At 67.4% G+C, this 19696-nt stretch carries 20 protein-coding genes; 6 read left to right on the forward strand and 14 right to left on the reverse strand.

Features of this window, described 5'->3' with window-relative positions; all coding sequences use genetic code 11:
- Positions 1-113 precede the first annotated feature (113 nt).
- From ACN2C8_RS11880 to ccoN, 11 genes are all read right to left on the reverse strand, one after another.
- Entirely contained in the window at positions 114-866 is a 753-nt protein-coding gene (locus tag ACN2C8_RS11880) for a helix-turn-helix domain-containing protein (RefSeq protein ID WP_419251972.1), read from the reverse strand.
- Positions 863-1327 (reverse strand): hypothetical protein, encoded by a 465-nt coding sequence (locus tag ACN2C8_RS11885; protein ID WP_419251973.1) that lies wholly within the window; start codon positions 1325-1327, stop codon positions 863-865. Before ACN2C8_RS11885 ends, ACN2C8_RS11880 begins: the two co-directional genes overlap by 4 nt.
- 139 nt (positions 1328-1466) lie before the next feature.
- Entirely contained in the window at positions 1467-2861 is a 1395-nt protein-coding gene (gene hemN / locus ACN2C8_RS11890; RefSeq protein ID WP_419251974.1) for an oxygen-independent coproporphyrinogen III oxidase, read from the reverse strand.
- 64 nt (positions 2862-2925) lie between these two features.
- Complete coding sequence (gene ccoS / locus ACN2C8_RS11895; RefSeq protein WP_419251975.1) at positions 2926-3093, reverse strand: cbb3-type cytochrome oxidase assembly protein CcoS; 168 nt, start codon at positions 3091-3093, stop codon at positions 2926-2928.
- Positions 3090-5270, reverse strand: a complete 2181-nt coding sequence (locus tag ACN2C8_RS11900) for a heavy metal translocating P-type ATPase (RefSeq protein WP_419251976.1) — start codon at positions 5268-5270, stop codon at positions 3090-3092. The genes ccoS and ACN2C8_RS11900 overlap by 4 nt, the downstream gene beginning before the upstream one ends.
- Positions 5267-5761: a FixH family protein gene (locus tag ACN2C8_RS11905; protein ID WP_419251977.1), complete on the reverse strand. Its 495-nt coding sequence runs from the start codon at positions 5759-5761 to the stop codon at positions 5267-5269. The genes ACN2C8_RS11900 and ACN2C8_RS11905 overlap by 4 nt, the downstream gene beginning before the upstream one ends.
- Positions 5758-7254: a cytochrome c oxidase accessory protein CcoG gene (ccoG, locus tag ACN2C8_RS11910; protein ID WP_419251978.1), complete on the reverse strand. Its 1497-nt coding sequence runs from the start codon at positions 7252-7254 to the stop codon at positions 5758-5760. The genes ACN2C8_RS11905 and ccoG overlap by 4 nt, the downstream gene beginning before the upstream one ends.
- Positions 7255-7259: 5 nt before the next feature.
- Positions 7260-8129: a cytochrome-c oxidase, cbb3-type subunit III gene (ccoP, locus tag ACN2C8_RS11915; RefSeq protein WP_419251979.1), complete on the reverse strand. Its 870-nt coding sequence runs from the start codon at positions 8127-8129 to the stop codon at positions 7260-7262.
- Positions 8129-8296 carry a cbb3-type cytochrome c oxidase subunit 3 gene (locus ACN2C8_RS11920; protein WP_419251980.1) on the reverse strand — a complete coding sequence of 56 codons (168 nt, stop codon included), beginning with the start codon at positions 8294-8296 and terminating at the stop codon, positions 8129-8131. The genes ccoP and ACN2C8_RS11920 overlap by 1 nt, the downstream gene beginning before the upstream one ends.
- Entirely contained in the window at positions 8293-9036 is a 744-nt protein-coding gene (ccoO, locus tag ACN2C8_RS11925) for a cytochrome-c oxidase, cbb3-type subunit II (RefSeq protein ID WP_419251981.1), read from the reverse strand. Before ccoO ends, ACN2C8_RS11920 begins: the two co-directional genes overlap by 4 nt.
- A gap of 8 nt (positions 9037-9044) precedes the next feature.
- Positions 9045-10694 (reverse strand): cytochrome-c oxidase, cbb3-type subunit I, encoded by a 1650-nt coding sequence (gene ccoN, locus ACN2C8_RS11930; protein WP_419251982.1) that lies wholly within the window; start codon positions 10692-10694, stop codon positions 9045-9047.
- Between the two features lie 121 nt (positions 10695-10815).
- Here ccoN and ACN2C8_RS11935 point away from each other — a divergent pair, with 121 nt between their 5' ends.
- Together ACN2C8_RS11935 and ACN2C8_RS11940 are read left to right on the forward strand one after the other, a co-directional pair.
- On the forward strand, positions 10816-11097 hold the full coding sequence (locus tag ACN2C8_RS11935) for a hypothetical protein (protein WP_419251983.1): 282 nt from the start codon (positions 10816-10818) through the stop codon (positions 11095-11097).
- Complete coding sequence (locus ACN2C8_RS11940) at positions 11094-11336, forward strand: hypothetical protein (RefSeq protein WP_419251984.1); 243 nt, start codon at positions 11094-11096, stop codon at positions 11334-11336. The genes ACN2C8_RS11935 and ACN2C8_RS11940 overlap by 4 nt, the downstream gene beginning before the upstream one ends.
- A 31-nt stretch (positions 11337-11367) precedes the next feature.
- On the opposite strand, the gene ACN2C8_RS11945 is transcribed toward ACN2C8_RS11940, so the two are convergent.
- The gene (locus tag ACN2C8_RS11945) at positions 11368-11676 is read right to left on the reverse strand and encodes a hypothetical protein (RefSeq protein WP_419251985.1); all 309 of its coding nucleotides are present in this window, start codon (positions 11674-11676) and stop codon (positions 11368-11370) included.
- A 318-nt stretch (positions 11677-11994) separates the two neighbouring features.
- On the opposite strand from ACN2C8_RS11945, the gene ACN2C8_RS11950 reads away from it, so the two are divergent.
- The 4 genes from ACN2C8_RS11950 to ACN2C8_RS11965 all read left to right on the forward strand — a co-directional run bounded on the left by ACN2C8_RS11950 (position 11995) and on the right by ACN2C8_RS11965 (position 15180).
- The gene (locus ACN2C8_RS11950; RefSeq protein WP_419251986.1) at positions 11995-12588 is read left to right on the forward strand and encodes a response regulator; all 594 of its coding nucleotides are present in this window, start codon (positions 11995-11997) and stop codon (positions 12586-12588) included.
- 20 nt (positions 12589-12608) lie between these two features.
- On the forward strand, positions 12609-13055 hold the full coding sequence (locus ACN2C8_RS11955; RefSeq protein ID WP_419251987.1) for a hypothetical protein: 447 nt from the start codon (positions 12609-12611) through the stop codon (positions 13053-13055).
- A gap of 125 nt (positions 13056-13180) precedes the next feature.
- Positions 13181-14362 carry an acyl-CoA dehydrogenase family protein gene (locus ACN2C8_RS11960; RefSeq protein ID WP_419251988.1) on the forward strand — a complete coding sequence of 394 codons (1182 nt, stop codon included), beginning with the start codon at positions 13181-13183 and terminating at the stop codon, positions 14360-14362.
- Entirely contained in the window at positions 14362-15180 is an 819-nt protein-coding gene (locus ACN2C8_RS11965) for an FAS1-like dehydratase domain-containing protein (RefSeq protein WP_419251989.1), read from the forward strand. Before ACN2C8_RS11960 ends, ACN2C8_RS11965 begins: the two co-directional genes overlap by 1 nt.
- 19 nt (positions 15181-15199) lie before the next feature.
- Here ACN2C8_RS11965 and ACN2C8_RS11970 read toward each other — a convergent pair whose 3' ends face one another.
- Entirely contained in the window at positions 15200-17491 is a 2292-nt protein-coding gene (locus ACN2C8_RS11970) for an FkbM family methyltransferase (protein ID WP_419251990.1), read from the reverse strand.
- Positions 17492-17501: 10 nt separating this feature from the next.
- The gene (locus ACN2C8_RS11975) at positions 17502-19544 is read right to left on the reverse strand and encodes an N-acetylglucosamine transferase (RefSeq protein ID WP_419251991.1); all 2043 of its coding nucleotides are present in this window, start codon (positions 19542-19544) and stop codon (positions 17502-17504) included.
- Positions 19545-19696 lie beyond the last annotated feature (152 nt).

The raw sequence follows: 19696 nt of genomic DNA on the forward strand, positions 1-19696 counted from the left end.
TCTGGGACGGCAAACATTTCAAACCCACCTCCGCTTGCGACCCGCTGGCACCCTGCTAGGGCTCCGGGTACGCCGCTCCGGCGGAAAAGACCAGACGCGCGCCGTGTCCGCCCTCAGGACTCAGACGCCCCGCCCGCGCCCAGCCAGCCCACAGCCTCGCGCAACCTTTGGCGATCGGCGATCCGCACAGTCGCGCCCTGCACCGTGACGCCGTGAGCTGCGAGCGCGACCAGGGTTCGCGACAGGTTTTCCGGGGTCATCCCCAGCAGCGACGCCAGCAGGTGCTTTGAGTGGGGCAGTCGCACCTCGGCCTCGTCGTCCCCTACGAACGGCAGCGACAAAAGATAGTCCGCGAGGCGTTGCTGGGTGCACCGCAGGCGCTGGGCGGCGGCGGTCGCGACCATCTCCTGATAAGCCCCAGCCAGCGCCGAAGCTGCATTGGCCGCCAGGCGCGCGTCTCGCGCGACCATCTTGAGGAACAGCGCCCTGGGCAGGAACATCACCATGCAACGCTCGGCCGCCCGCCAAGACACCAAAGGGCTGGGGCGCGCCATGACGCAGGCCAGGTTCAAGGTCTGGGGCGCGGAGACCACCGCCAGCACCGCGCGACGACCGTCTTCATCGATGCTGAGGGCCGCTGCTCCCCTGTACAGCACGATCAGCGCGTCGCCCGCGACCCCGTCGATGATCGCCTCGCCCTTGTCGAACGCGCGCATGGCGGCGGCCCCGAGCAGGGCCGCACGGTCAGCCGGAGCAATATCGGCGAAGAGGAGCAGCCCGGCGAAAGCGTCGGCCCGCGCCGGGGCCAAGGCCGCCGGGCCTGCCGTCCGCCGCCCGACGACGAGACTGTCGGCCTGGACCGTCATGCGAGTTTCCCGGACGTGACCCCATCGGAGGGCAGGCGCTGCAAGCCCCCACCCAGGCGCTGAACATTGATACTGTTGACGGCCAGCGCCTCTCGCAGGGCCTCGCAGCCCAGGCTCGAGAAACGGACCATCACGCCGCCGTTGGCCGTGCGGTCAACCAGACCTTCGTGCTCGAGGCGCAGGACCTGGCGCCGCGTGGTCTCGACCGACATGCTCAGAGACCGCGCGATGGACGACAGGCTGACAGGCCGGCGCTGGTCGTCGTCGGTCGGCTGGGTCTGGCCCGGGTCCTGAGCGTTGCGCAGAGGCTGGGACGAGGCCCGAAGCGCGGTCAGATAGATCAGCCCCCGTGAAACGTCGCCACCGAACAACCGGCCCAGGATCGCGACCGAGCGCAGCAGATAGTCCGCACCCAGATCGAGATGGCACCGCTCGAGCGGTGAAGTGGATGGGGTTGGCATCGACAATCTCCCTGCCGCAAGCTTGCCCCGTCCGGGCGCGGGAGAATTGATCCGCGTCAAGCGCCGCTGCGACAGATGGCTCGGCCACCCAGTCCGGGGCGGCCGTCCGGCTGCGTGGGGACAGACCCGGGCCGCTCGCCTAGATGACCTTGGAGAATCCAGCGCCCTTGGCCGACCGGCGATCGAACACCTGGGCCACCAGGCGCACATAGGCCCGGCCGTGTGGGGTCACCTCGACGACACTGCCGCAGACCACCGCCAGGTCATCCTGAACCAGCCCCTGCAACGCGACCAGATCGTCGGAAAACACCGACGCCTGAACCCCGTGCCGCTGGGCGACCTGGGCAAGATCGACCCTGAAGTCGCACATCAGCCGCTCAATCACGTCGCCGCGCAGGCGATCATCATCGGTCAGCATCAGGCCGCGGGAAACCGGCAGACGGCCCTCGGCAATCGCCGTGCGCCATGCGACTTCGGGCGGCAGGTTCTGGACAAAGCCCTGAGGGAGACGGCCGATCGACGAGGCACCAAAGCCCAGCAGGGTGGGACAGGAATCGGTCGTATAGCCTTGGAAGTTGCGCCTCAGCGCGCCGGCGGCCTTGCTGGTCGCCAGGGTATCGTCAGGCAGGGCGAAGTGGTCGATGCCAATGGCGACATAACCCTCGCCGACCAGCCGTTCGGCCGCCGACTGGCTTTGCTCCAGCCGGGCCTCGGAACCTGGAAGCTCATGCTCGGGCAGCAGGCGCTGATGGGGCTTGGCCCACGGCACGTGAGCATAGCCGAACAGGGCAATGCGCTCGGGTCGCAGGGTCAGAACCGCGTCCAGGGTCGAGCGCACATCCGCCGTGGTCTGGCGCGGCAGGCCATACATCAGGTCCAGGTTGATCGATCCGACACCGGCGGCGCGCAGCCAGCCGACCGCCCGCGCCACGGTCTCGAAGGGCTCGATGCGGTTGACGGCGTCCTGGACGTGCGGCGCAAGGTCCTGAACGCCCAGGCTGGCGCGCGTCAAACCATGGAAGGCCGCCGCCCGAACCCAGCTTTCCGTCAGGGTGGCAGGGTCGAGTTCAGCGGAGATTTCGATCCCCGGCGCGAAGCGGAACACGTGCCTGAGGGCACCAAACAGCTGGACCAGATCGTCACGCGACAGCATGTTGGGCGTGCCGCCGCCCAGATGCAGCGCGCCTGCGGTCAGCCGGCCCGGCAGTCGCGCTTCCACCAGCGCCAGCTCCTCGATCAGGTTCTCTACATAGTCGCTGATCAGGCTGGCCTTCTTGACCACGCGGGTATGGCATCCGCAATACCAGCACAGTCGCGCGCAGAACGGCACGTGGACGTACAGCGACACCCGCTCGGCGGGGTTCAAGGCGCCCAGCCACTGGCCATAGACGTCACCATCGACGGCGTCGGAGAACTGCAGGGCGGTCGGATAGCTGGTGTAGCGCGGGGCACGGCTGTCGCGAACGTCGAACGCCGACGGGCGGCGCGCGACGAGGGGGTCGGCGGCTGCGTCTTTGGTCAGCGTGGCGGTCATGATCAGGGCTCCTTGCGTCGCCCGTGACTCTTTCATGCCGCCCGCTGGCGGGCCGTGATCTGGATCAATCGCCGCGCGGCGGCGGCAGGTCTTCCAGATGGTCATAGAGGATCCGTTCGGCGTCGCCCTTGGGGTCGTCGTACTGGCCCGATCGCATCGTCCACAGAAAGGCCGCCAGGCCCAAGGCGCCCAGTGCGACCGATGCGGGGGCCAGGAACATCAGGATGGTCATTTGGTCATCCTGATCGTACTGGGCCGCAGGGCGTTGAGCAGGACGATGATCGACGAGCCCGACATGGCCAGGGCGGCGATGAACGGGTTGAGCAGGCCGGCGATGGCCGCCGGCGCCGCGACCAGATTGTACAGCGCCGAGAAGGCGAAGTTCTCCAGTGCCCGCCGACGGGCCGTGCGCGCCGTCGCGATGGCGTCGATCACTACCGACAGGGCCTGACCCGTGAACACCAGATCGGCCGCGCTCTGGGCCGCGTCGACCGCCGCCGACGGCGCCATCGAGGCGTGAGCCCGCGCCAGGGCCGCAGCGTCATTGAGACCGTCGCCGACCATCAGGACACGTCGGCCAGAGGCCTTAAGCGCGTCAATGGCCGCCGACTTCTCGAACGGCGTCAGGCCCGCGCGCCATTCCGAGGCGTCCAGGCCCACGGCCCGGGCCACCCGCTCCACCGGCCCGGCCAGGTCGCCGGACAGGATTTCGACCGTCAGCCCCATGGCCTTCAGGCCGGCGATCGTGCTGGCCGCATCGGCGCGAGGCTGGTCCTCAAACGCGAAACGGATCTTCACGTCGTCCTCGAAGCCGAACCACAGCTCGGTCTCAAGCGCGCCCTGGCTTTGCAGTCCGACAAAGGCGGCGCGGCCCAGACGCGCGCGCCGGCCCTCGATCACCCCTTCGACGCCCTGACCAGGGGTCTCGACGCAGTCTTCGGCGACAACGCCAGGGCCGGCGGCTGCGGCCATGGCCCGTGCCAGCGGATGACGTGAGCCGCGCGCCAAGGGGGCGGCCATGGCGACCAGATGGGCGGGCGCATTGAGCAGCCGGGGCTGGCCCTCGGTCAGCACGCCGGTCTTGTCGAACACCACATGGTCGACCTCGGCCAGCCGCTCCAGCGCGGCCCCCGACTTGACCAGCACGCCCCGGCGGAAGAGCCGGCTGCTGGCGGCGATCTGGACGGCGGGCACCGCCAGACCCAGGGCGCAGGGACAGGTCACGATCAGCACCGCCGCAGCGCGCAGCAGCGCCTCGCGCGGACCCAGGCCCAGCGCCCAGCCGCCCACGAAGGTCAGGGCGGCCAGGGTGTGGACGACGGGCACATAGAGGGCGGCGGCCTTGTCGGCCAGACGCACATAGCGGGAGCGGCTTTGGGCGCCGGCCTCCATCAGCCGGCCGATCGCCGCCAGGGTGGAGTCCTCGCTGCGAGCGGTGGCCACCATGACCAGGCGGCCGCTGAGGTTCAGCGCGCCAGCGTGAACCCGGGCCCCGGGGGCGACGGAGACCAGGGCGGTCTCGCCGGTGATCAGCGCATTGTCGAGCTCGGAACCGCCGCTTTCAACGCGGCCATCGACGGGAATACGATCGCCAGGCGCGACCACCAGACGGTCGCCGACCCGCACATCGGCGATCGGCACACCCTGCTCCAGCGGACCGGCCAGACGCACGGCGAACGGCGTCTGCAGCGCCAGAAGATCACGCGCCGCCGATCGCGCGGTGTTGCGCAGCCGGTGATCCAGGTAACGCCCGATCAGCAGCAGGAACAGCAGGGTCACCGCCGCGTCGAAATAGGCGTGCGGCCCGCCCAGGATCGTCTCGGAGAAGCTGACGATCAGCGTCAGGATCACGCCGATCGAGATCGGCACGTCCATATTGGCCTTGCCGCGCCGCAGCGACGCCCAGGCCGAGCGGAAGAATGGCCGTCCGGCGAACAGCGCGCACGGCGTAGCGACGATGGCGGCCATCCAGTACATCACCGTCAGGGTCGAGGCGTTCAGCTCCTGCCCGAACAACCCCGCCCAGGCCGGGACGGTGAACATCATCACATTGCCCGCGCCGAAGCCGGCGACGCCCAGCGCCACGGCCAGTTCGCGGCCCTCGCGGTCCTGGGCGGCGGCGGCCTCGGTCGGATCGTACAGACAGGCGCGATAGCCCAGTCCCTCGACCACCTCGACCACCCGATCGGGATTGGCCGATACGGCCTTGAGATCCACCGCCAGCTTGCCGGTCGTCAGGTTCAGGCGCGCGCCTTCCACCCCTGGCAGGGCCCCGACGGCCTTTTCGATCTTGCCGATGCAGGCGGCGCAGCGGGCGCCGTCCACCAGCAGCTCCAGCCGTCCCTTCCCAGCAGCGTCGCGGCGGACGAAGGCCTCCAGATCGCGCGGAAGGGCCAGGGCCGAGGTCATGGAGCCACCAGCCGGCTTTCGATCTCGAACTGGTCCTGGGCGTTGCGGGCGGTGGCGCGCAGATCCCAGGCGCCGTCCAGCCGCGCAGCAGCGCGATACCAGCCATCACCCGTCGGTTTGAAGTTCAGGATCTGGCGTCCCACGTCCGTGGCCGGTCGGTCCAGGGTCCCGGTCAAGGACAGGGTCGAGAGCGGCTGACCGGCCTTGTCGGTCATCCTCAGGGCCACCATGCCCGGCTCGGGGCGCTCGATCACGGCGGTCCAGCCCAGGGCCTCTTCGCGCTGGCGCTGGGCCAGGGTGCGGTTGAAGGCCAGCCCGGCCTCATAGGGGTTGGACGCCACCTCGCCCGAGAAGCTGCGATAGGCCTTGACGATGAACAGGGTGTCCACGGCGATGATGACGGCGAAGAACAGCACCATCCCCGCCAGCACGTGCCAGCCGGTGATCGCGCCCTTGGCGGGGGGAGTCGAAGAGGAGGCGGCCTGGGTCATTGCGGGTTCACGGCTCCGGAAAGGAAGACGGTCTTGGCCTCGGTCTGGATGTCGCCTGAGCGGACGACAAAGCGGCCCGGAAGGCTGGGCGGACGCTCGGCGTCGGGCGGCCCGGTGACGAACACCCGCACGGCCACGACCTCGTCGGCGGGGACAACGACATCCACGCTGGAGCCCAGCGGGCGTCCGGGCTGGCTGAGGCGCGCGCCCTCAAGACCGGCGAAGGCGATCTCGAAACGGCGGTCCTCGAAGGTGCGGTTGGCGATCTTCAGGGTATAGCCGTCCCGCACCGCGCCATCGTGCATGCGCACATAGATCGGGTTGCGGTCGCGGATGACATGGACGTCGGCCTTGGGCCGGTCAATCAACGCCCACAGGGTCAGACCCGAAACCAGGGCCAGGGCCAGGGCATAGTAGATCGTCCGGGGACGGATCGGCTTGTAGACGGCTTTCTGGCCACAGGCGCGAGCGGCGACGGCCGAGTCGGTGTCATAGGCGATCAGGCCGGTAGGACGACCCAGGCGTCCCAGAATGTCGTCGCAGGCGTCGACGCAGAGGCCGCAGTTGATGCACTCCAGCTGGCTGCCGTCGCGGATGTCGATACCCATGGGGCAGACGACGACGCACTGGTGACAGTCGATGCAGTCGCCACGACCTTCCCAGGACTGGCCCTTCTTGTGCGCTCCGCGCGGTTCGCCGCGGTCGCTCAGATAGGCCACCTGCAGCGAGTGCTCGTCCAGCATGGCGCCCTGGATCCGGGGCCAGGGGCACATGTAGGTGCAGACCTGCTCGCGCATCCAGCCGGCGAAGACATAGGTGGTCGCCGTCAGCAGGGCGCAGGAGACATAGGCCGTCATCGCCCCCTGCCCGATCCAGAAGGTGCGGATCAGGGTCGGCGCGTCATGGAAATAGAAGATCCAGGCCCCGCCGGTGCCAAAAGCGATGCCCAGCCAGGTCAGGTGCTTGCCGGTCTTGCGCCAGACCTTGTCGAACGACAGGGGCTGGGCGTCCAGGCGCATGCGGGCGTTGCGGTCGCCCTCGAACAGGCGCTCGACCACGATGTAGAGGTCGGTCCAGACGGTCTGCGGACAGGCATAGCCGCACCACAGCCGGCCAAACAGGGCCGTGACCAGGAACAGGGCCAAGGCCGAGATCACCAGCAGGCCGGTGAAGATATAGACTTCCTGCGGCCACAGCTGGATGTCGAAGAAGTAGAAACGGCGGCCGGCGAAATCCACCAGCACCGCCTGTTGCGGCAGGTCCCCCGGCCGCGCCCAGCGGATCCAGGGCGTGATGTAGTAGACCGCCAGGGTGACGATCAGCAGCGCCCACTTGATCGTGCGCCAGCGGCCATGGACCAGCTTGGGATAGATCGGCTCGCGCGGCTTGTAGAGGCCGCCCTTGGCGTCTCCCTTGCCCTTGGCCCGAGCGGCGGCCGAGACCGTCGCCCGGGCTTCAGACTTGGGACGGGTGTTGTCGATGAGGGTGGGCATGGGCCCTACTGACCACCCGCATTGGCGTGCACATAGACCGTCAGGGCCTTGATGGTTTCCGGGCTCAAACGACCACCCCAGGCGGGCATGACGCCGCCGGCGCCGGCGTAGATCTGCCCGCTGATGGCCGCGCGATCGGACCCATAGAGCCAATCCGCGTCTGTCAGGTTGGGGGCGCCGAGCGCCTGTATGCCGCGGCCTTCCGCACCGTGACAGGCGACGCACTGGGTGGCGTAGACGGGCGCGGCGCGGGCCACGGCGCCCGCGTCGGCGGGACGGCCCGACAGCTTGACCACATATTCGGTCATGTCGCTGATCGCCGCCGGGGCCAGCAGTTCGTCACGACCGAAGGCGGGCATCTGCGACATGCGCGTCCCGGCGTGATCGGCGCGAACGCCAACCTGCAGGGTGTGCTGGATGTCCTGCAGCGTACCGCCCCAAAGCCAGACGTCGTCGCGCAGGTTGGGATAGCCCTTGCCGCCGGTGCCGCCGATGCCGTGGCAGGTGGCGCAGTTGTCGCCGAAGACGGACTGGCCGACCTGCTGGGCGTAGGCCTGCAGCTGGGGATCCTTTTCGATCTGCTCAAGGCTGGCCTTGCGCATCATCGTCGCGCCGGCGCCGCGATGAACATCGAGGGCCGCGAGATCGCTGGCCACATTGGCCCGGTCGGACTGACCCAGCAGGCCCTTGGTGTAGCCGTGAAGGCCCGGCCAGGCGGGCATCAGGATCATGTAGACCACCGCGATCAGGATGCAGCCGTACCAGGTCCACAGCCACCAGCGCGGCAGGGGATTGTCGAGCTCGCGGATGCCATCCCACTCGTGCCCGGTGGTTTCGACGCCGGTGACGTCGTCGGTTTCGCGTTCGGACGCCATCAGAGCAGTTCCTCGTCATCCAGCGGCATGCGCGCGGCATGCTGGAATTCCGCCTTCTTGGAAGGCCACAGGGCGTAGGCGACGCCAGCCAGGAAGATCAGGCCGAAATAGATCAGCCCCGCCTGCTGGGAGAAGCGCGCCACGGTTTCGTAGGAGAGCCCGCTCATCGTTGGTTCTCCGGAGCCTGAGCCTTGTAGGATTTGAAATCGACAAGCGTGCCGAGCATCTGCAGATAGGCGATGGCGGCGTCCATTTCGGTGATCTTGTCGGGATTGCCGTCGAAGTCGCGATTGACGACCTTGGCGCCGTAACGCCCGCGCAGGCCCACCGCGTCGGTCGAGAAGGGGTCTGCCTGGGCCTCGAGATCCTTCTTGGCGTTGGCGATCTCTTCGGTGGTGTAGGGGACGCCGACCGTGTGCAGGGCCTTCATCTTGTCGGTGATATCGCTGTAATCCAGCTCCTTTTCGGCCAGGAACTTGTAGGGAGGCATCACCGATTCCGGCACGACCGACCGCGGATCTGTCATGTGGTCGCGGTGCCAGGAGTCGGAGTACTTGCCGCCCACGCGGGCGAGGTCCGGACCCGTGCGCTTTGACCCCCACTGGAACGGGTGGTCGTACATGCTCTCGGCCGCCAGGCTGTAGTGACCGTAGCGCTCGACCTCGTCGCGCAGGGGGCGGATCATCTGCGAGTGGCAGAGATAGCAGCCCTCACGCACATAGATGTCGCGGCCGGCCAGCTCGAGCGGGGTGTACGGACGCATGCCGTTGACCTTCTCGATCGTGCTTTGCAGCCAGAACAGTGGGGCGATTTCCACGAGGCCGCCGATCGAGACGACCACGAGGATGCCGACGACGAGCAGCAGAGAGTTCCGCTCGAACTTGGCGTGGTGTTTCCAGAGTGACATCGGGGACCTCAGGCGATCGCGGGAGCGAGGGCGGGCTGCATCTGTTCAGACGCGGCTTGGGACGGCATCCGGATCGTGCGCCAGATGTTGACGATCATGATCACGGCGCCGGCGAGGTACATCAGGCCGCCAACGGTGCGGATGACGTTCTCGACGTGCTTGGCGGAAACCGTCTCGATGAAGCTGTAGGCCAAGAAACCCTGGGGCGTGTATTCGCGCCACATCAGGCCTTCCATGATGCCCGACACCCACATCGCGGCGATGTAGAGCAGGATCCCGGTGGTCGCGATCCAGAAGTGCCACTCGATCAGCTTGTTCGAATACATGTCGGCCTTCTTCCAGAGCCACGGCACCAGGCAGTAGATGGCGCCGAAGCTGATGAAGCCGACCCAGCCCAGGGCGCCGGAGTGCACGTGGCCGATGGTCCAGTCGGTGTAGTGGCTTAGCGCGTTGACCGCGCGGATCGACATCACCGGGCCTTCGAAGGTGCTCATGCCGTAGAAGGCGATCGAGACGACCATCATCCGGACCACGGGGTCGGTGCGCAGCTTGTCCCAGGCCCCCGACAGGGTCATCAGGCCGTTGATCATGCCGCCCCAGGACGGCATCCACAGCATGATCGAGAAGGTCATGCCCAGGGTCTGGGCCCACTGCGGCAGCGCCGTGTAGTGCAGGTGGTGCGGGCCGGCCCAGATGTAGATGAAGATCAGGGCCCAGAAGTGCACGATCGACAGGCGATAGCTGTAGACCGGCCGCTGAACACGCTTGGGCACGAAGTAGTACATCATGGCCAGGAAGCCGGCGGTCAGGAAGAAGCCGACGGCGTTGTGCCCGTACCACCACTGGGTCAGGGCGTCCTGGACGCCCGAGAAGACGCCATAGGACTTGTGGTTCAGCAGGCCGACGGGAACGCCGGCGTTGTTGACCAGATGCAGCAGGGCGATGGTGACGATGAAGGCCAGATAGAACCAGTTGGCCACATAGATGTGCGGCTCCTTGCGCTTCCAGAGCGTGCCCAGGAAGACCAGCAGATAGGCCACCCAGACGATGGTCAGCCAGATATCGACGTACCATTCGGGCTCGGCGTACTCCTTGCCCTGGGTCGCGCCCATCAGATAGCCGGTGGCGGCCATGACGATGAACAGCTGATAGCCCCAGAACACGAACCACGGGGCGATGCCGCCGGCCAGCCGAGCCTTGCAGGTGCGCTGCACGACCCAGAACGAGGTGGCGATCAGGGCGTTGCCGCCAAAGGCGAAGATCACCGCCGAGGTGTGCAGGGGGCGCAGGCGTCCGAAGTTCAGAAATCCAAGCTCGGGGAAGTAGGAGATCCGCGGCCAGGACAGTTGGGCGGCAATCAGCACCCCGACCGTGAGGCCCGCCGCACACCAGAACATGGTGGCGATGACCCCGGCCTTTATGACGTTGTCGCTATAGCGATCCGGCTCGTCGCGCAGGCTGCCCGACGCCAGTCCGGCATTGAGCATGAAGGCCGTCAGAACTGCGGCCAGGGCAAAGGTTCCCACCTGCAGCTGAAAGATCGGATCATGACTGAGTCCCACCCCCATGATGGCGAGAAGGGCGCCAACGATCGCGAAGGCGAGTAACGCAGCCGACCCTGCGGGTGGGCCTGTATCAGGGAGAGACGGGGCGGACATTCGGACTCCGTTCAGCGAACTTGGCCCTGCCTCCCACGATTTGTTCGACCCCACTTTGATCCTTGTCAAAGCAGCGCTCGGCGCGGTGAATGACCATGGGCGCCTTCCTGCGGAGTTGCCGATGTCGTTCCCTACCGTCCCCATCTGGGGCAAGTCCCAGACCGCTCTGGCCGTGGCGGCCCTGGTCAGTTGGGGCGTGGCCCTCTGGCAGGCGGCGCCGCGCCTGATGGCCGGTCCGATCTGCAGCAGCGCCCAGGACATCTCGGTTCTGGCGGGTCATTGCCCCGCCTGCCCTGCCGCCCTTCTGATCAGTCTGGCGCTGCTGAGCAGCCTCGCCCTGCGCTGGCGCGACGCGCGCCGGCTGTGGCCCGCCCGGGCAACCCGGGCGCCCTCGGCGAGATGAGCGGCGTCGTCGACGCAGAAACAGGGATATTGCCGGTCTTTTCCGGTGGTGATGTCGTGCGGCTGTTCGCCGCAACCTACCTTCCGCTGTGCCGATCGCTGGGCGCAGCCGGCGTCGTGGATACCCGTGTGCTGGCCGAAAAGATCACCGCCCGCGCGGTGACGGACGAGGGCTCGTCCTGGAGCGGTCTGGCCCTTGCCCTGGCCCACGTCCTGGAAGCCGAAGCGCACAACGCCTGAGACGGATGCAACGCCGGGCCCGATGAGCCCCCTAGCGCAGCTGGCTCAATCCGCCGTCGATGACGCGCATCCCTAGCCTGCCGCGCGGCTCGCCCAGGTCGACATCCGGCTCGACAAGCGGTCGCCGCAAGGTGAGCTGCAACGCCGCGACCATCGCCGCGCTGCTAGAATCCTCGTCTGGCTGAACGTAGAACGACATGGCTCTGGCGATCGTATCCCGTGCGACCACGCCCTCTGTCTCCAGCAATTCGCAAAGCGGCAGGAAGGTCGCGGCGAAAAGCTTGATCAGCTCCTCGGATGTGAAGCTCACCTCGGCCAGTTGCTTGTCCGGTTCGCCCATACCCTTCGCTCCACCTTCAAGTCTGTTCTGACCGGAACGTCCGGAGCGTCCGGAGCGTCTGACGGATCGCTTCGTCAAAAATGAAACCCCACACATGGAAGTATAGCACAGCCAAGGCCTGCCAGATCTGGCGATTTGTCACAGTTGACATATCCAGTCTGGAGCAAAATTTCCTTTCCCGGAATCAACAGCCTTTAAAAATCAGGCAAGTGTCGAACCAAATAACCAAAACGAGGTCACCACCCGTCCGTTAACTAAAGTTCTCGGCAATGTATTAAATCGAACCGCGCTTTGTTCTTGGCAAGTTTGGGACACGCCATGCTGCCATCGACCTTGATCAACCTGGAAAAGGCGCGCGCGCTGATCGCGGACAGCAACAGCCAGGCACAGGACATCCTCGCCTCGGTGCTGGCCGGATTTGGCCTGCGCAACGTGGTGCGGGTCAACACTGGCCGCGAGGCCCAGGAAGAGTTGCGCGCCCGTCCCGTCGACCTGATCTTCACCGACGCCCAGATCAAGGATGTGGACGGCTACGACCTGATCGCCTGGCTCCGGCGGCAGAACAGCGAAACCCTGCGCCAGACGCCCGCGATCCTGGTGTCGGCTCACACACCCTTGCGCGATGTGGCGCGCGCCCGCGATTGCGGCGCCAGTTTCATGGTGGCCAAACCGCTATCGCCCCAGGTTCTGCTAGAGCGCATTCTCTGGGTCGCTCGCTCGGACCGCGCCTTTATCGAATGTGATGTCTATGTCGGACCCGATCGTCGGTGGCGGAACGCTGGCCCGCCGATTGAGCATCCCGACGGTCGCCGTCGCGACGACGAGGCCACCGAGATCGGCCAGGCCGCTGACGACAACCTTAGCCAGACCGAACTGGACCAGTTGGTCAAACCGCAGAGGACAGCCGCGTGAGCGAAGTCAAACGAACCCGAATGAAACCTCGCCTGGCCGAGCTGATCAGCCAGCCCGGCGGCATCTATGCCAAAGAGGCCCTGGAGCGCGCCGAGCAGGCGCTCGAGGTCATGCGCGAACCCTTGCTGGGCTCGATAGACGAGGCGCTTATCGAGCTTGAGCGCCTGTCCAACCCCTTCTCGGTTGAGGCTGTTCCCACCCTCTATCGCCTGTCCAGCGACATCATCAACTTCTCGCTGGCCGAGCAGATCAGCGGAGTCGAGCGCGCCGCGCGGTCGCTGTGCGAGCTGCTGGACGAAGCCTCGCCGACCGACCCGACCACCCGGGCCGGCGTCACGGTCCATGTCGCCAGCCTGAGACTTCTGCACCGCCGGGCGGACGCCGAGATCGACCAGGGCTCGATCCTTGAGGGCCTTGGGCGCATTCTCACCAAGGCCCGGGAGAGCGCCAGGGCCCAGGCCGCCTGATTTAAGGCGCGCCTGCCCCTGCGGCGCCTGCCCTCAAGCCTCTCGCGGTCTGGCGCAATGGCGCTAAGCTGGGACTCAAACGCGCGTTCGATCCGGACGCGCGTGGATTTGCCCAAGGCCGCACCATGAGCTCTCCTCCCGCCGCGACGGCGACCGACCCTCAGTTGCTCGAGGCCCTGCGCGACACCGTGCGCGCCCTGTGCCGCGATTTTCCGGGCAGCTACTGGCGAGGCCTGGATCGCGAGAAGGCCTATCCCACCGATTTCGTTCAGGCGATGACCCGAGCAGGTTTGCTAGGCGTGCTGATCCCCGAGGAATATGGCGGCAGCGGCCTTGGCCTGACGGCCGCGGCGACCATCCTGGAAGAGGTCCATGCCAATGGCGGCAACGCCGCGGCCCTGCACGCCCAGATGTACACCATGGGCACGGTGCTGCGGCACGGCTCGGCGGCGCAGAAGCAGACGTGGCTGCCGGCCGTGGCCGACGGCTCGATCCGGCTGCAGGCCTTCGGCGTCACCGAGCCCACCGCCGGCACCGACACCACCTCGATCAGCACCTTCGCCCGCCGCGAGGGCGAAACCTATGTGGTCAAAGGCCAGAAGGTCTGGACCAGTCGCGCTGAACATTCCGACCTGATGGTGCTGCTGGCCCGCACCACGCCCAAGGATCAGGTCCAGAAGAAGAGCGAGGGCCTGTCGGTCTTCCTGGTCGACATGCGCGCGGCCAAGGGGAACGGCCTGACGATCAAGCCGATCGCCACCATGCTGAACCACGCCACCACCGAGGTCTTTTTCGACAATCTGGTCATTCCCGCCGACAGCCTGATCGGCGAAGAGGGCAAGGGTTTCAAATACATCCTCGACGGCATGAACGCCGAACGCATCCTAATCGCCGCCGAGTGCCTGGGCGACAGCGCCTGGCTGATCGGCAAGGCCCGCGACTATGCCAATGAGCGGCGGGTATTCAACCGTCCGATCGGCCAGAACCAGGGCGTACAGTTCCCGATCGCCCGCGCCTATGCCCAGGGCCACGCCGCGCGCCTAACGGTCTATGACGCCTGCGCCCGCTACGAGGCTGGCCTGCCCTGCGGCGAGCACGCCAACATCGCCAAACTTCTGGCGTCGGAGGCCAGCTGGGCCGCCGCCGACATGTGCCTGCAGACCCACGGTGGCTTCGGCTTCGCCGAGGAATACGACGTCGAGCGCAAGTTCCGCGAGACGCGGCTCTACCAGGTGGCCCCGATCTCGACGAACATGATCCTGGCCTATGTGGCCGAGCATGTGCTGGGCCTGCCGAGGTCGTACTGATGGCCAACATCAGCGACTGGATCGGCCGCGAGCGCCGCAGGGTCGAGGTGCTGGCCCCGGGCGACCTGGCGCGCCTGGCCGCCGTGCTGGATAGACCCGAGGCGCCGCTGCAGGTCCCGCCGGCCTGGCACTGGGCCTGCGCGGTCGAGACGCCTCGGCAATCGCAGATCGGCCCCGACGGCCATCCCCTGCGCGGCGGGTTCATGCCCCCCATCGCGGCCCCGCGCCGGATGTTCGCCGCGGCCGACATGCGCTTCGAGACGCCGCTCATGGCCGGCGTCGAGGCCGAGTGGAGCGAGCGTATCGCCTCGATTTCCGAGAAGGCGGGCAAGAGCGGTCCGCTGACCTTCGTCGAGGTCGAGAGACGGGTCTCGCAGGGCGGCAGACTGTGCGTCGCCGAGACCCAGACCATCGTCTATCGCCCCGCCCCGGCGCCGGGCGAGCCCGCCCCCTCCCCCGTCGCCGCGCCCGACGACGCCGACTGGCGCGCGACGATCACGCCCGACGCGGCGATGCTGATGCGGTTCTCGGCGGCGACCTTCAACGCTCACCGCATCCACTACGACTGGGCCTATGCGATGGAGGTCGAAGCCTATCCGGGATTGGTCGTGCATGGCCCGCTGATCGCGTTGAGCCTTCTGGAGGCCTTGCCCCCGGGGCGGGCCGTGACGCGCTTCGCGTTCAGAGCGGTGCGCCCGCTGTTCGACGGCGCGCCGTTCGAGGCCTGCGGCAAGCGCGTGGATGGCGGCGCGGAGCTTTGGGCGCGGTCGGTCGAGGGCTGGCTGGCGATGACGGCGCGGGTGGAGTTCGCGAACTAGCCAACCGAGGCCGTGACGGTCAGCCCGGCTCTGCCCCCAGCACCCGGGGATCGTTCTCCAGGCTCGACGTATCGAAGCCGTGATAAAGCGACAGGAAGCGGAACGGGTGCTCCTGATAGCTCTCGAACATGATGTTGTTTATGTCGGTGGTGGTGTCGAAACAGCCCAGCACCACGTCTGGAGCATGGCGCGTCAGGTGATGGCGGCCCAGCAGCAGGGCGACCTGGTCGATCCAGCGGGTGACGACGTCCCGCGCCAGCCGGTCGTCGAGATAGGCCCGCAGGAAACTGAACAGCCGCGCCGCGTTCGGGGTCGGATTGACCAGCAGCAGGTTGGCGGTGATCCGCGAGCCGGCAGCCAGGTTCTTCCAGTTCTCGTTGAAGACCACGTCGGCCGTGGCCCACTGCTCCAGCAGGTCGCTGACCCCGCGCTGCAGCAAGAGGTCGATGTCGGAGACGAAGATCGGCCGGCCCAGCGTCTCCAGGAGGCCACCCAAGCGCTGGAAGCGCACCGACTGGAAATGGGCCACCGGCAGGGCGATCAGCCCCTTGGGCGGCGCATCATGGCAGCGGGTGGTCACCGCCGCCGCGTCAAAGTCGTCGCCGACGAAGATCAGGCGCTCGTCCGTCACACCAACCGACTTGACCGCCTGCGCCAGACGGTCGCCGCCGCCGATCACATGGATGACCACCAGACTGGACACGTCGCTGTGGCGCAGCACCGACAGGGCGTACCAGCGGCCGTACTGGTCGACATACTTCTCGTCGGCCGCGGCGAAGAATACCGCCCGGACGTCCAGACGGTCGGCCAGGGCCTTTAGGCCCGCCGCGTCCAGGGCTTGGCCCGTCGCGGTCAGGAAACGGGCCGGCGGGTCGGACGGCGGCGCGGGCGTCGGCCCGATGATCGCCTCGATATCCAGCGAGCCCAGCAGCGCCCGGTAGTGATGCACCCAGTCGGACCATTCCGGATCCGACAGCAGGTCGCCCACCGCCACATTGGGAACCTCGGTCGCAAGGTTCGCCAGCAGGGCCAGGTCGCTGTCCGACAGCGGCCGGCACAGCAGCAGGCTCATCGCCTCGTGGAAGTCGCGCAGGCGAACCAGGGGATGGATGTCCATGTCCGGCGACAGCGCCAGCACGGCTCTGTGCCGGATCTCGGTCTCGTGGTCGCCTGCCCCCCGCGCGTCGTCGGCCAGCAGGGTCAGCGCCCCGACATGGCCCGCATCCAGAACGATCAGTCGCCGGGCGAAGTTCAGGGCCTCGTCCGTGCGACCCAGGGCCTGATTGCAGGCCATGGCCGCCCCGACCATCTGGGCGCCGCCAGGCATCAGTTCGGTCATGACCGAAGCATAGGGCTCGGCTTGGGCCACCTCGCCGCGATTGAGATGCAGGTTGAAGGCCTGGGATCCCATCCCGGTCTGCTGCTGGATCAGCGGCCACAGGGCGTGAATGTCCGGCGTCAGCGCCTTGGCCTTGACCAGGGCCCGCAGCGCCTCAAGTAGCCGCCCGCTGGCCAGATGGCTACGCGAGACGCCGATCCAGGCCGCATAGTCATGCGCCCCGCCCAGCAGGTGCTCGAACAGGACAAGGGCGTCATCGGGACGATCCTCGGTGAACAGCCGCTCGGCCAGGGCCAGCACGTCAGCCTGCCGGGCCCCGGACGACGACGTCTCAGGGCGGCGCAGCCGGTCGGCGCGCTCGAACAGCACGTCGATCTGCAGCAGCGCATTGTCGTGCAGCTGCGGCATCCGGTTGAATTCCATGACGTCGGCGCACTTGAAGCCCATCTGCGCCATCCTGGCGAAGATGTCCTCGGCCCGGGCGCCGCCGATGTTGTAGTCGACCAGCGACACCTCGATCTGGATGTAGTCGGCCCTGGCCAGCACCGCTTGGCCGCCGACCAGCACATCCACTTCCGAGCCCTGGGTGTCGATCTTGACGAAATCGAACTGGCGGCCGGCCAGCAGCTCATCGATCCGGGCCTTGTCCACCTCGTGCCGGATCGCGGTCTCGTCGTCGAAATACTCGGTATTCTCGCGATAGAGCGAGCTGCCGGTCGATTGCAGCCAGGTCTTGCTGAGGAACAGCTCGCCCTTGCCGGCGATATCGGAAGCCGCCACCTCGTGCCGCTCGAACGGCAAGCGCAGCAGCCTGTCGCGGCAATGCGGATTGGGCTCGATCAGGGTCGGCAGACAGCCGGGAAACACCTCCAGAAAGGCCTGGGTGTACTCGCCCAGATGCGCGCCGACGTCCAGCATCGTTCGGGGCGCGTAACCCTCGCGCCGCAAGGCCTCGAGGTGCTGGCGGTTCATCGGCGGGTCCTCATCGGCCCTCGGCCGCAGCTATGTCCTCGGCGGTCCAGAACCGACCATCGGGGCCCAGCGGACGCGCCAGATGGCGGCGGGTCAGGGCCGTCTTGTACAGGCTCTCGAAATCCATCTCGGTCAGCATCTCGCGATCGTCGCGGTCCAGCCCGATGCCGATCTCCAGATAGGCGTCCAGATTGGCGACGTTCGGGGTCGGGCGCTGGCCGGCCTGATACTCGGCGGCCATCGCGTGGAAAAGGTCCTCGACGCTGCGGACCAGCAGGTCCATGTCGAACAGCACGCAGGTGGCGCGATTGGCCTCCAGCCGCTCATGCAGGGCGCGCGTCGCCTCGCGGTCGCCCGCCAGGGCCACGGCGCGCTCGACATAGTCTTCCGCCGTCTCGCAGACCAGTTCAGGCAGGCCCGCCGAACGCACCAGGCTGCCGCAAACCCGCGAGGCGAAGCCCCGGCCTGACAGGGTCAGCACCGGCACGGCCATCCACAGGGCGTCCGAGGCCGTGGTGTGGGCGCCATAGGGCGCGGTGTCCAGGAACAGGTCAGCCAGCGGATAGCGGGCCATGTGTGTCGGATTGGGCTGCTTGGGCGCGAAGATCAGGCGCTCGCTTTCCACGCCGCGCAGGCGGGCCTGCTCGCGCAGACGGGCATTGGTTTCGGGATTGCTGTCCAGCAGCCACAGCACGCTGCCTGGCGTGCGCTTCAGGATCTCCATCCAGCGGCCGAAGGTGAAGGGCGTGATCTTTTGCGGACCGTTGAAGCAGCAGAAGACAAAGGCCTCTTCGGGCAAGCCGGCGTCAGCGCGGCTGGGACGGGCCTGCGCCACGATCCGCTTGCGGTCGTTGGGCTGGTAGCAGGGGATGCGCCGCACGGCCTCGGAGTAGAACGGTTCGAGTTCTCGCGGCGTGATCCACGGATCGCCGATAATGTAGTGGTGGAACGCGCTGCCCATGGTGCCCGGATAGCCCAGCCAGTTGACCAGGATCGGGGCCGGGCGGCGGGCGAAAACGGGGGTGCGCGAGTCGCGCGTATGGCCGTTCACATCGACCAGGATGTCGATCTGGTCGTCGGCGATCGTGCGGGCCGCCTGGTCGTCGGTCATGCCGCGGATGTCGGTATAGTGCTCGACCGCCACCCGGGTGCGGGCGTTGAGGGCATCGGTCGCCGGCGGGCCGCAATAATAGGCGAAGACCTCGACCTTCTCGCGGTCGTGCAGCTCAAACAGCTCGGCCATCAGATAGCCGACGGCGTGGTCGCGCAGGTCGGAGGAGACATAGCCCACCCGCAGGCGGCGGCCGGTCAGGTCGATGGGCGCGTCGCGACGCTCGGCGACGATGGCCTCGGGCGCGCAGCTGCCGTCGCGGTCGGTGAAGGCGGCGGCAGCGCCCAGCTGCAACAGCGGGTCGTCGGAATAGGCGGCCACCGACAGCGGGTTGATCCCCTTCAGCAGGGCGCGGCGATCGACCCGCTCCCACGGCTCCAGCGGCGGCCACTTGCACTGGCCCAGCCGCGCGGCAACCAGCTGGCCGATGGTGTCCATCTGGGTGGGATCAAGGTCGGCGCAGCGCCACAGGGCGGTCTCGGCGCGGCCGGTCTGCTGGGCCTCCAGCAGGGCGCGGGCCATCTGCCTGTAGGCTGAGAACACGTAGTGGGCGTTGGAGCCGGTGATGGCCAGAGGACGGGTGGCGGCGGCGTTCCAGGTCGCAATCCCCGCTTCCAGCGCCCCGGCCCGCTCCTGCAATCCGCCCAGATTGATATAGGCCGGCAGGAAGTCGGGATTGAGGGCGATCGCCCGCTCCAGATTGGCGATCGCGGCCTCGCTTCCGCCGATGCCCGACTGCAGGGTCGCGCAGTTGAACAGGGCGATGAAGAGCTGCGGATGCTCGGGATTGAACTGGATCCAGATCTTGTAGACCTGCTCGGCCATGGCCGACTGGCCGGCCTCGGTATAGCGACCGGCGGCGTTGATCGCATCGCCGAGCGGCAACCCTTGCGTCGTGATGCTCTGCAGCAGGGCGAGGTCGTCGGTTTCAACCATGGTCATCTCAAGCGCGCTTGCAGAGCCGGAGCGCCCCCGACTCGCATCGGGTGATGTTGGCACGTCGGGCAAACCTCACCAATTGCCGCCCAATCCTGTCGCGTTCTGGCCTGTCGCGTTCTGGCCGGGCACGCCCTGCCCGGCCGCCGGCGTCCTGC

The sequence above is a fragment of the Caulobacter sp. ErkDOM-C genome (assembly GCF_048541825.1).
GTDB lineage: Bacteria > Pseudomonadota > Alphaproteobacteria > Caulobacterales > Caulobacteraceae > Caulobacter.

Bases quoted from the DNA above. Each gene is read 5' to 3' on its own strand.
- ACN2C8_RS11885 (WP_419251973.1), bottom strand. From the start codon at position 1,327: ATGCCAACCCCATCCACTTCACCGCTCGAGCGGTGCCATCTCGATCTG.
- ccoN (WP_419251982.1), bottom strand. From the start codon at position 10,694: ATGTCCGCCCCGTCTCTCCCTGATACAGGCCCACCCGCAGGGTCGGCT.
- ACN2C8_RS11970 (WP_419251990.1), bottom strand. From the start codon at position 17,491: ATGAACCGCCAGCACCTCGAGGCCTTGCGGCGCGAGGGTTACGCGCCC.
- ACN2C8_RS11950 (WP_419251986.1), top strand. From the start codon at position 11,995: ATGCTGCCATCGACCTTGATCAACCTGGAAAAGGCGCGCGCGCTGATC.
- ACN2C8_RS11945 (WP_419251985.1), bottom strand. From the start codon at position 11,676: ATGGGCGAACCGGACAAGCAACTGGCCGAGGTGAGCTTCACATCCGAG.
- ACN2C8_RS11940 (WP_419251984.1), top strand. From the start codon at position 11,094: ATGAGCGGCGTCGTCGACGCAGAAACAGGGATATTGCCGGTCTTTTCC.
- ACN2C8_RS11960 (WP_419251988.1), top strand. From the start codon at position 13,181: ATGAGCTCTCCTCCCGCCGCGACGGCGACCGACCCTCAGTTGCTCGAG.
- ACN2C8_RS11900 (WP_419251976.1), bottom strand. From the start codon at position 5,270: ATGACCTCGGCCCTGGCCCTTCCGCGCGATCTGGAGGCCTTCGTCCGC.
- ccoS (WP_419251975.1), bottom strand. From the start codon at position 3,093: ATGACCATCCTGATGTTCCTGGCCCCCGCATCGGTCGCACTGGGCGCC.
- hemN (WP_419251974.1), bottom strand. From the start codon at position 2,861: ATGACCGCCACGCTGACCAAAGACGCAGCCGCCGACCCCCTCGTCGCG.
- ACN2C8_RS11920 (WP_419251980.1), bottom strand. From the start codon at position 8,296: ATGAGCGGGCTCTCCTACGAAACCGTGGCGCGCTTCTCCCAGCAGGCG.
- ccoO (WP_419251981.1), bottom strand. From the start codon at position 9,036: ATGTCACTCTGGAAACACCACGCCAAGTTCGAGCGGAACTCTCTGCTG.
- ccoG (WP_419251978.1), bottom strand. From the start codon at position 7,254: ATGCCCACCCTCATCGACAACACCCGTCCCAAGTCTGAAGCCCGGGCG.
- ccoP (WP_419251979.1), bottom strand. From the start codon at position 8,129: ATGGCGTCCGAACGCGAAACCGACGACGTCACCGGCGTCGAAACCACC.
- ACN2C8_RS11955 (WP_419251987.1), top strand. From the start codon at position 12,609: ATGAAACCTCGCCTGGCCGAGCTGATCAGCCAGCCCGGCGGCATCTAT.
- ACN2C8_RS11935 (WP_419251983.1), top strand. From the start codon at position 10,816: ATGTCGTTCCCTACCGTCCCCATCTGGGGCAAGTCCCAGACCGCTCTG.
- ACN2C8_RS11905 (WP_419251977.1), bottom strand. From the start codon at position 5,761: ATGACCCAGGCCGCCTCCTCTTCGACTCCCCCCGCCAAGGGCGCGATC.
- ACN2C8_RS11880 (WP_419251972.1), bottom strand. From the start codon at position 866: ATGACGGTCCAGGCCGACAGTCTCGTCGTCGGGCGGCGGACGGCAGGC.
- ACN2C8_RS11965 (WP_419251989.1), top strand. From the start codon at position 14,362: ATGGCCAACATCAGCGACTGGATCGGCCGCGAGCGCCGCAGGGTCGAG.
- ACN2C8_RS11975 (WP_419251991.1), bottom strand. From the start codon at position 19,544: ATGACCATGGTTGAAACCGACGACCTCGCCCTGCTGCAGAGCATCACG.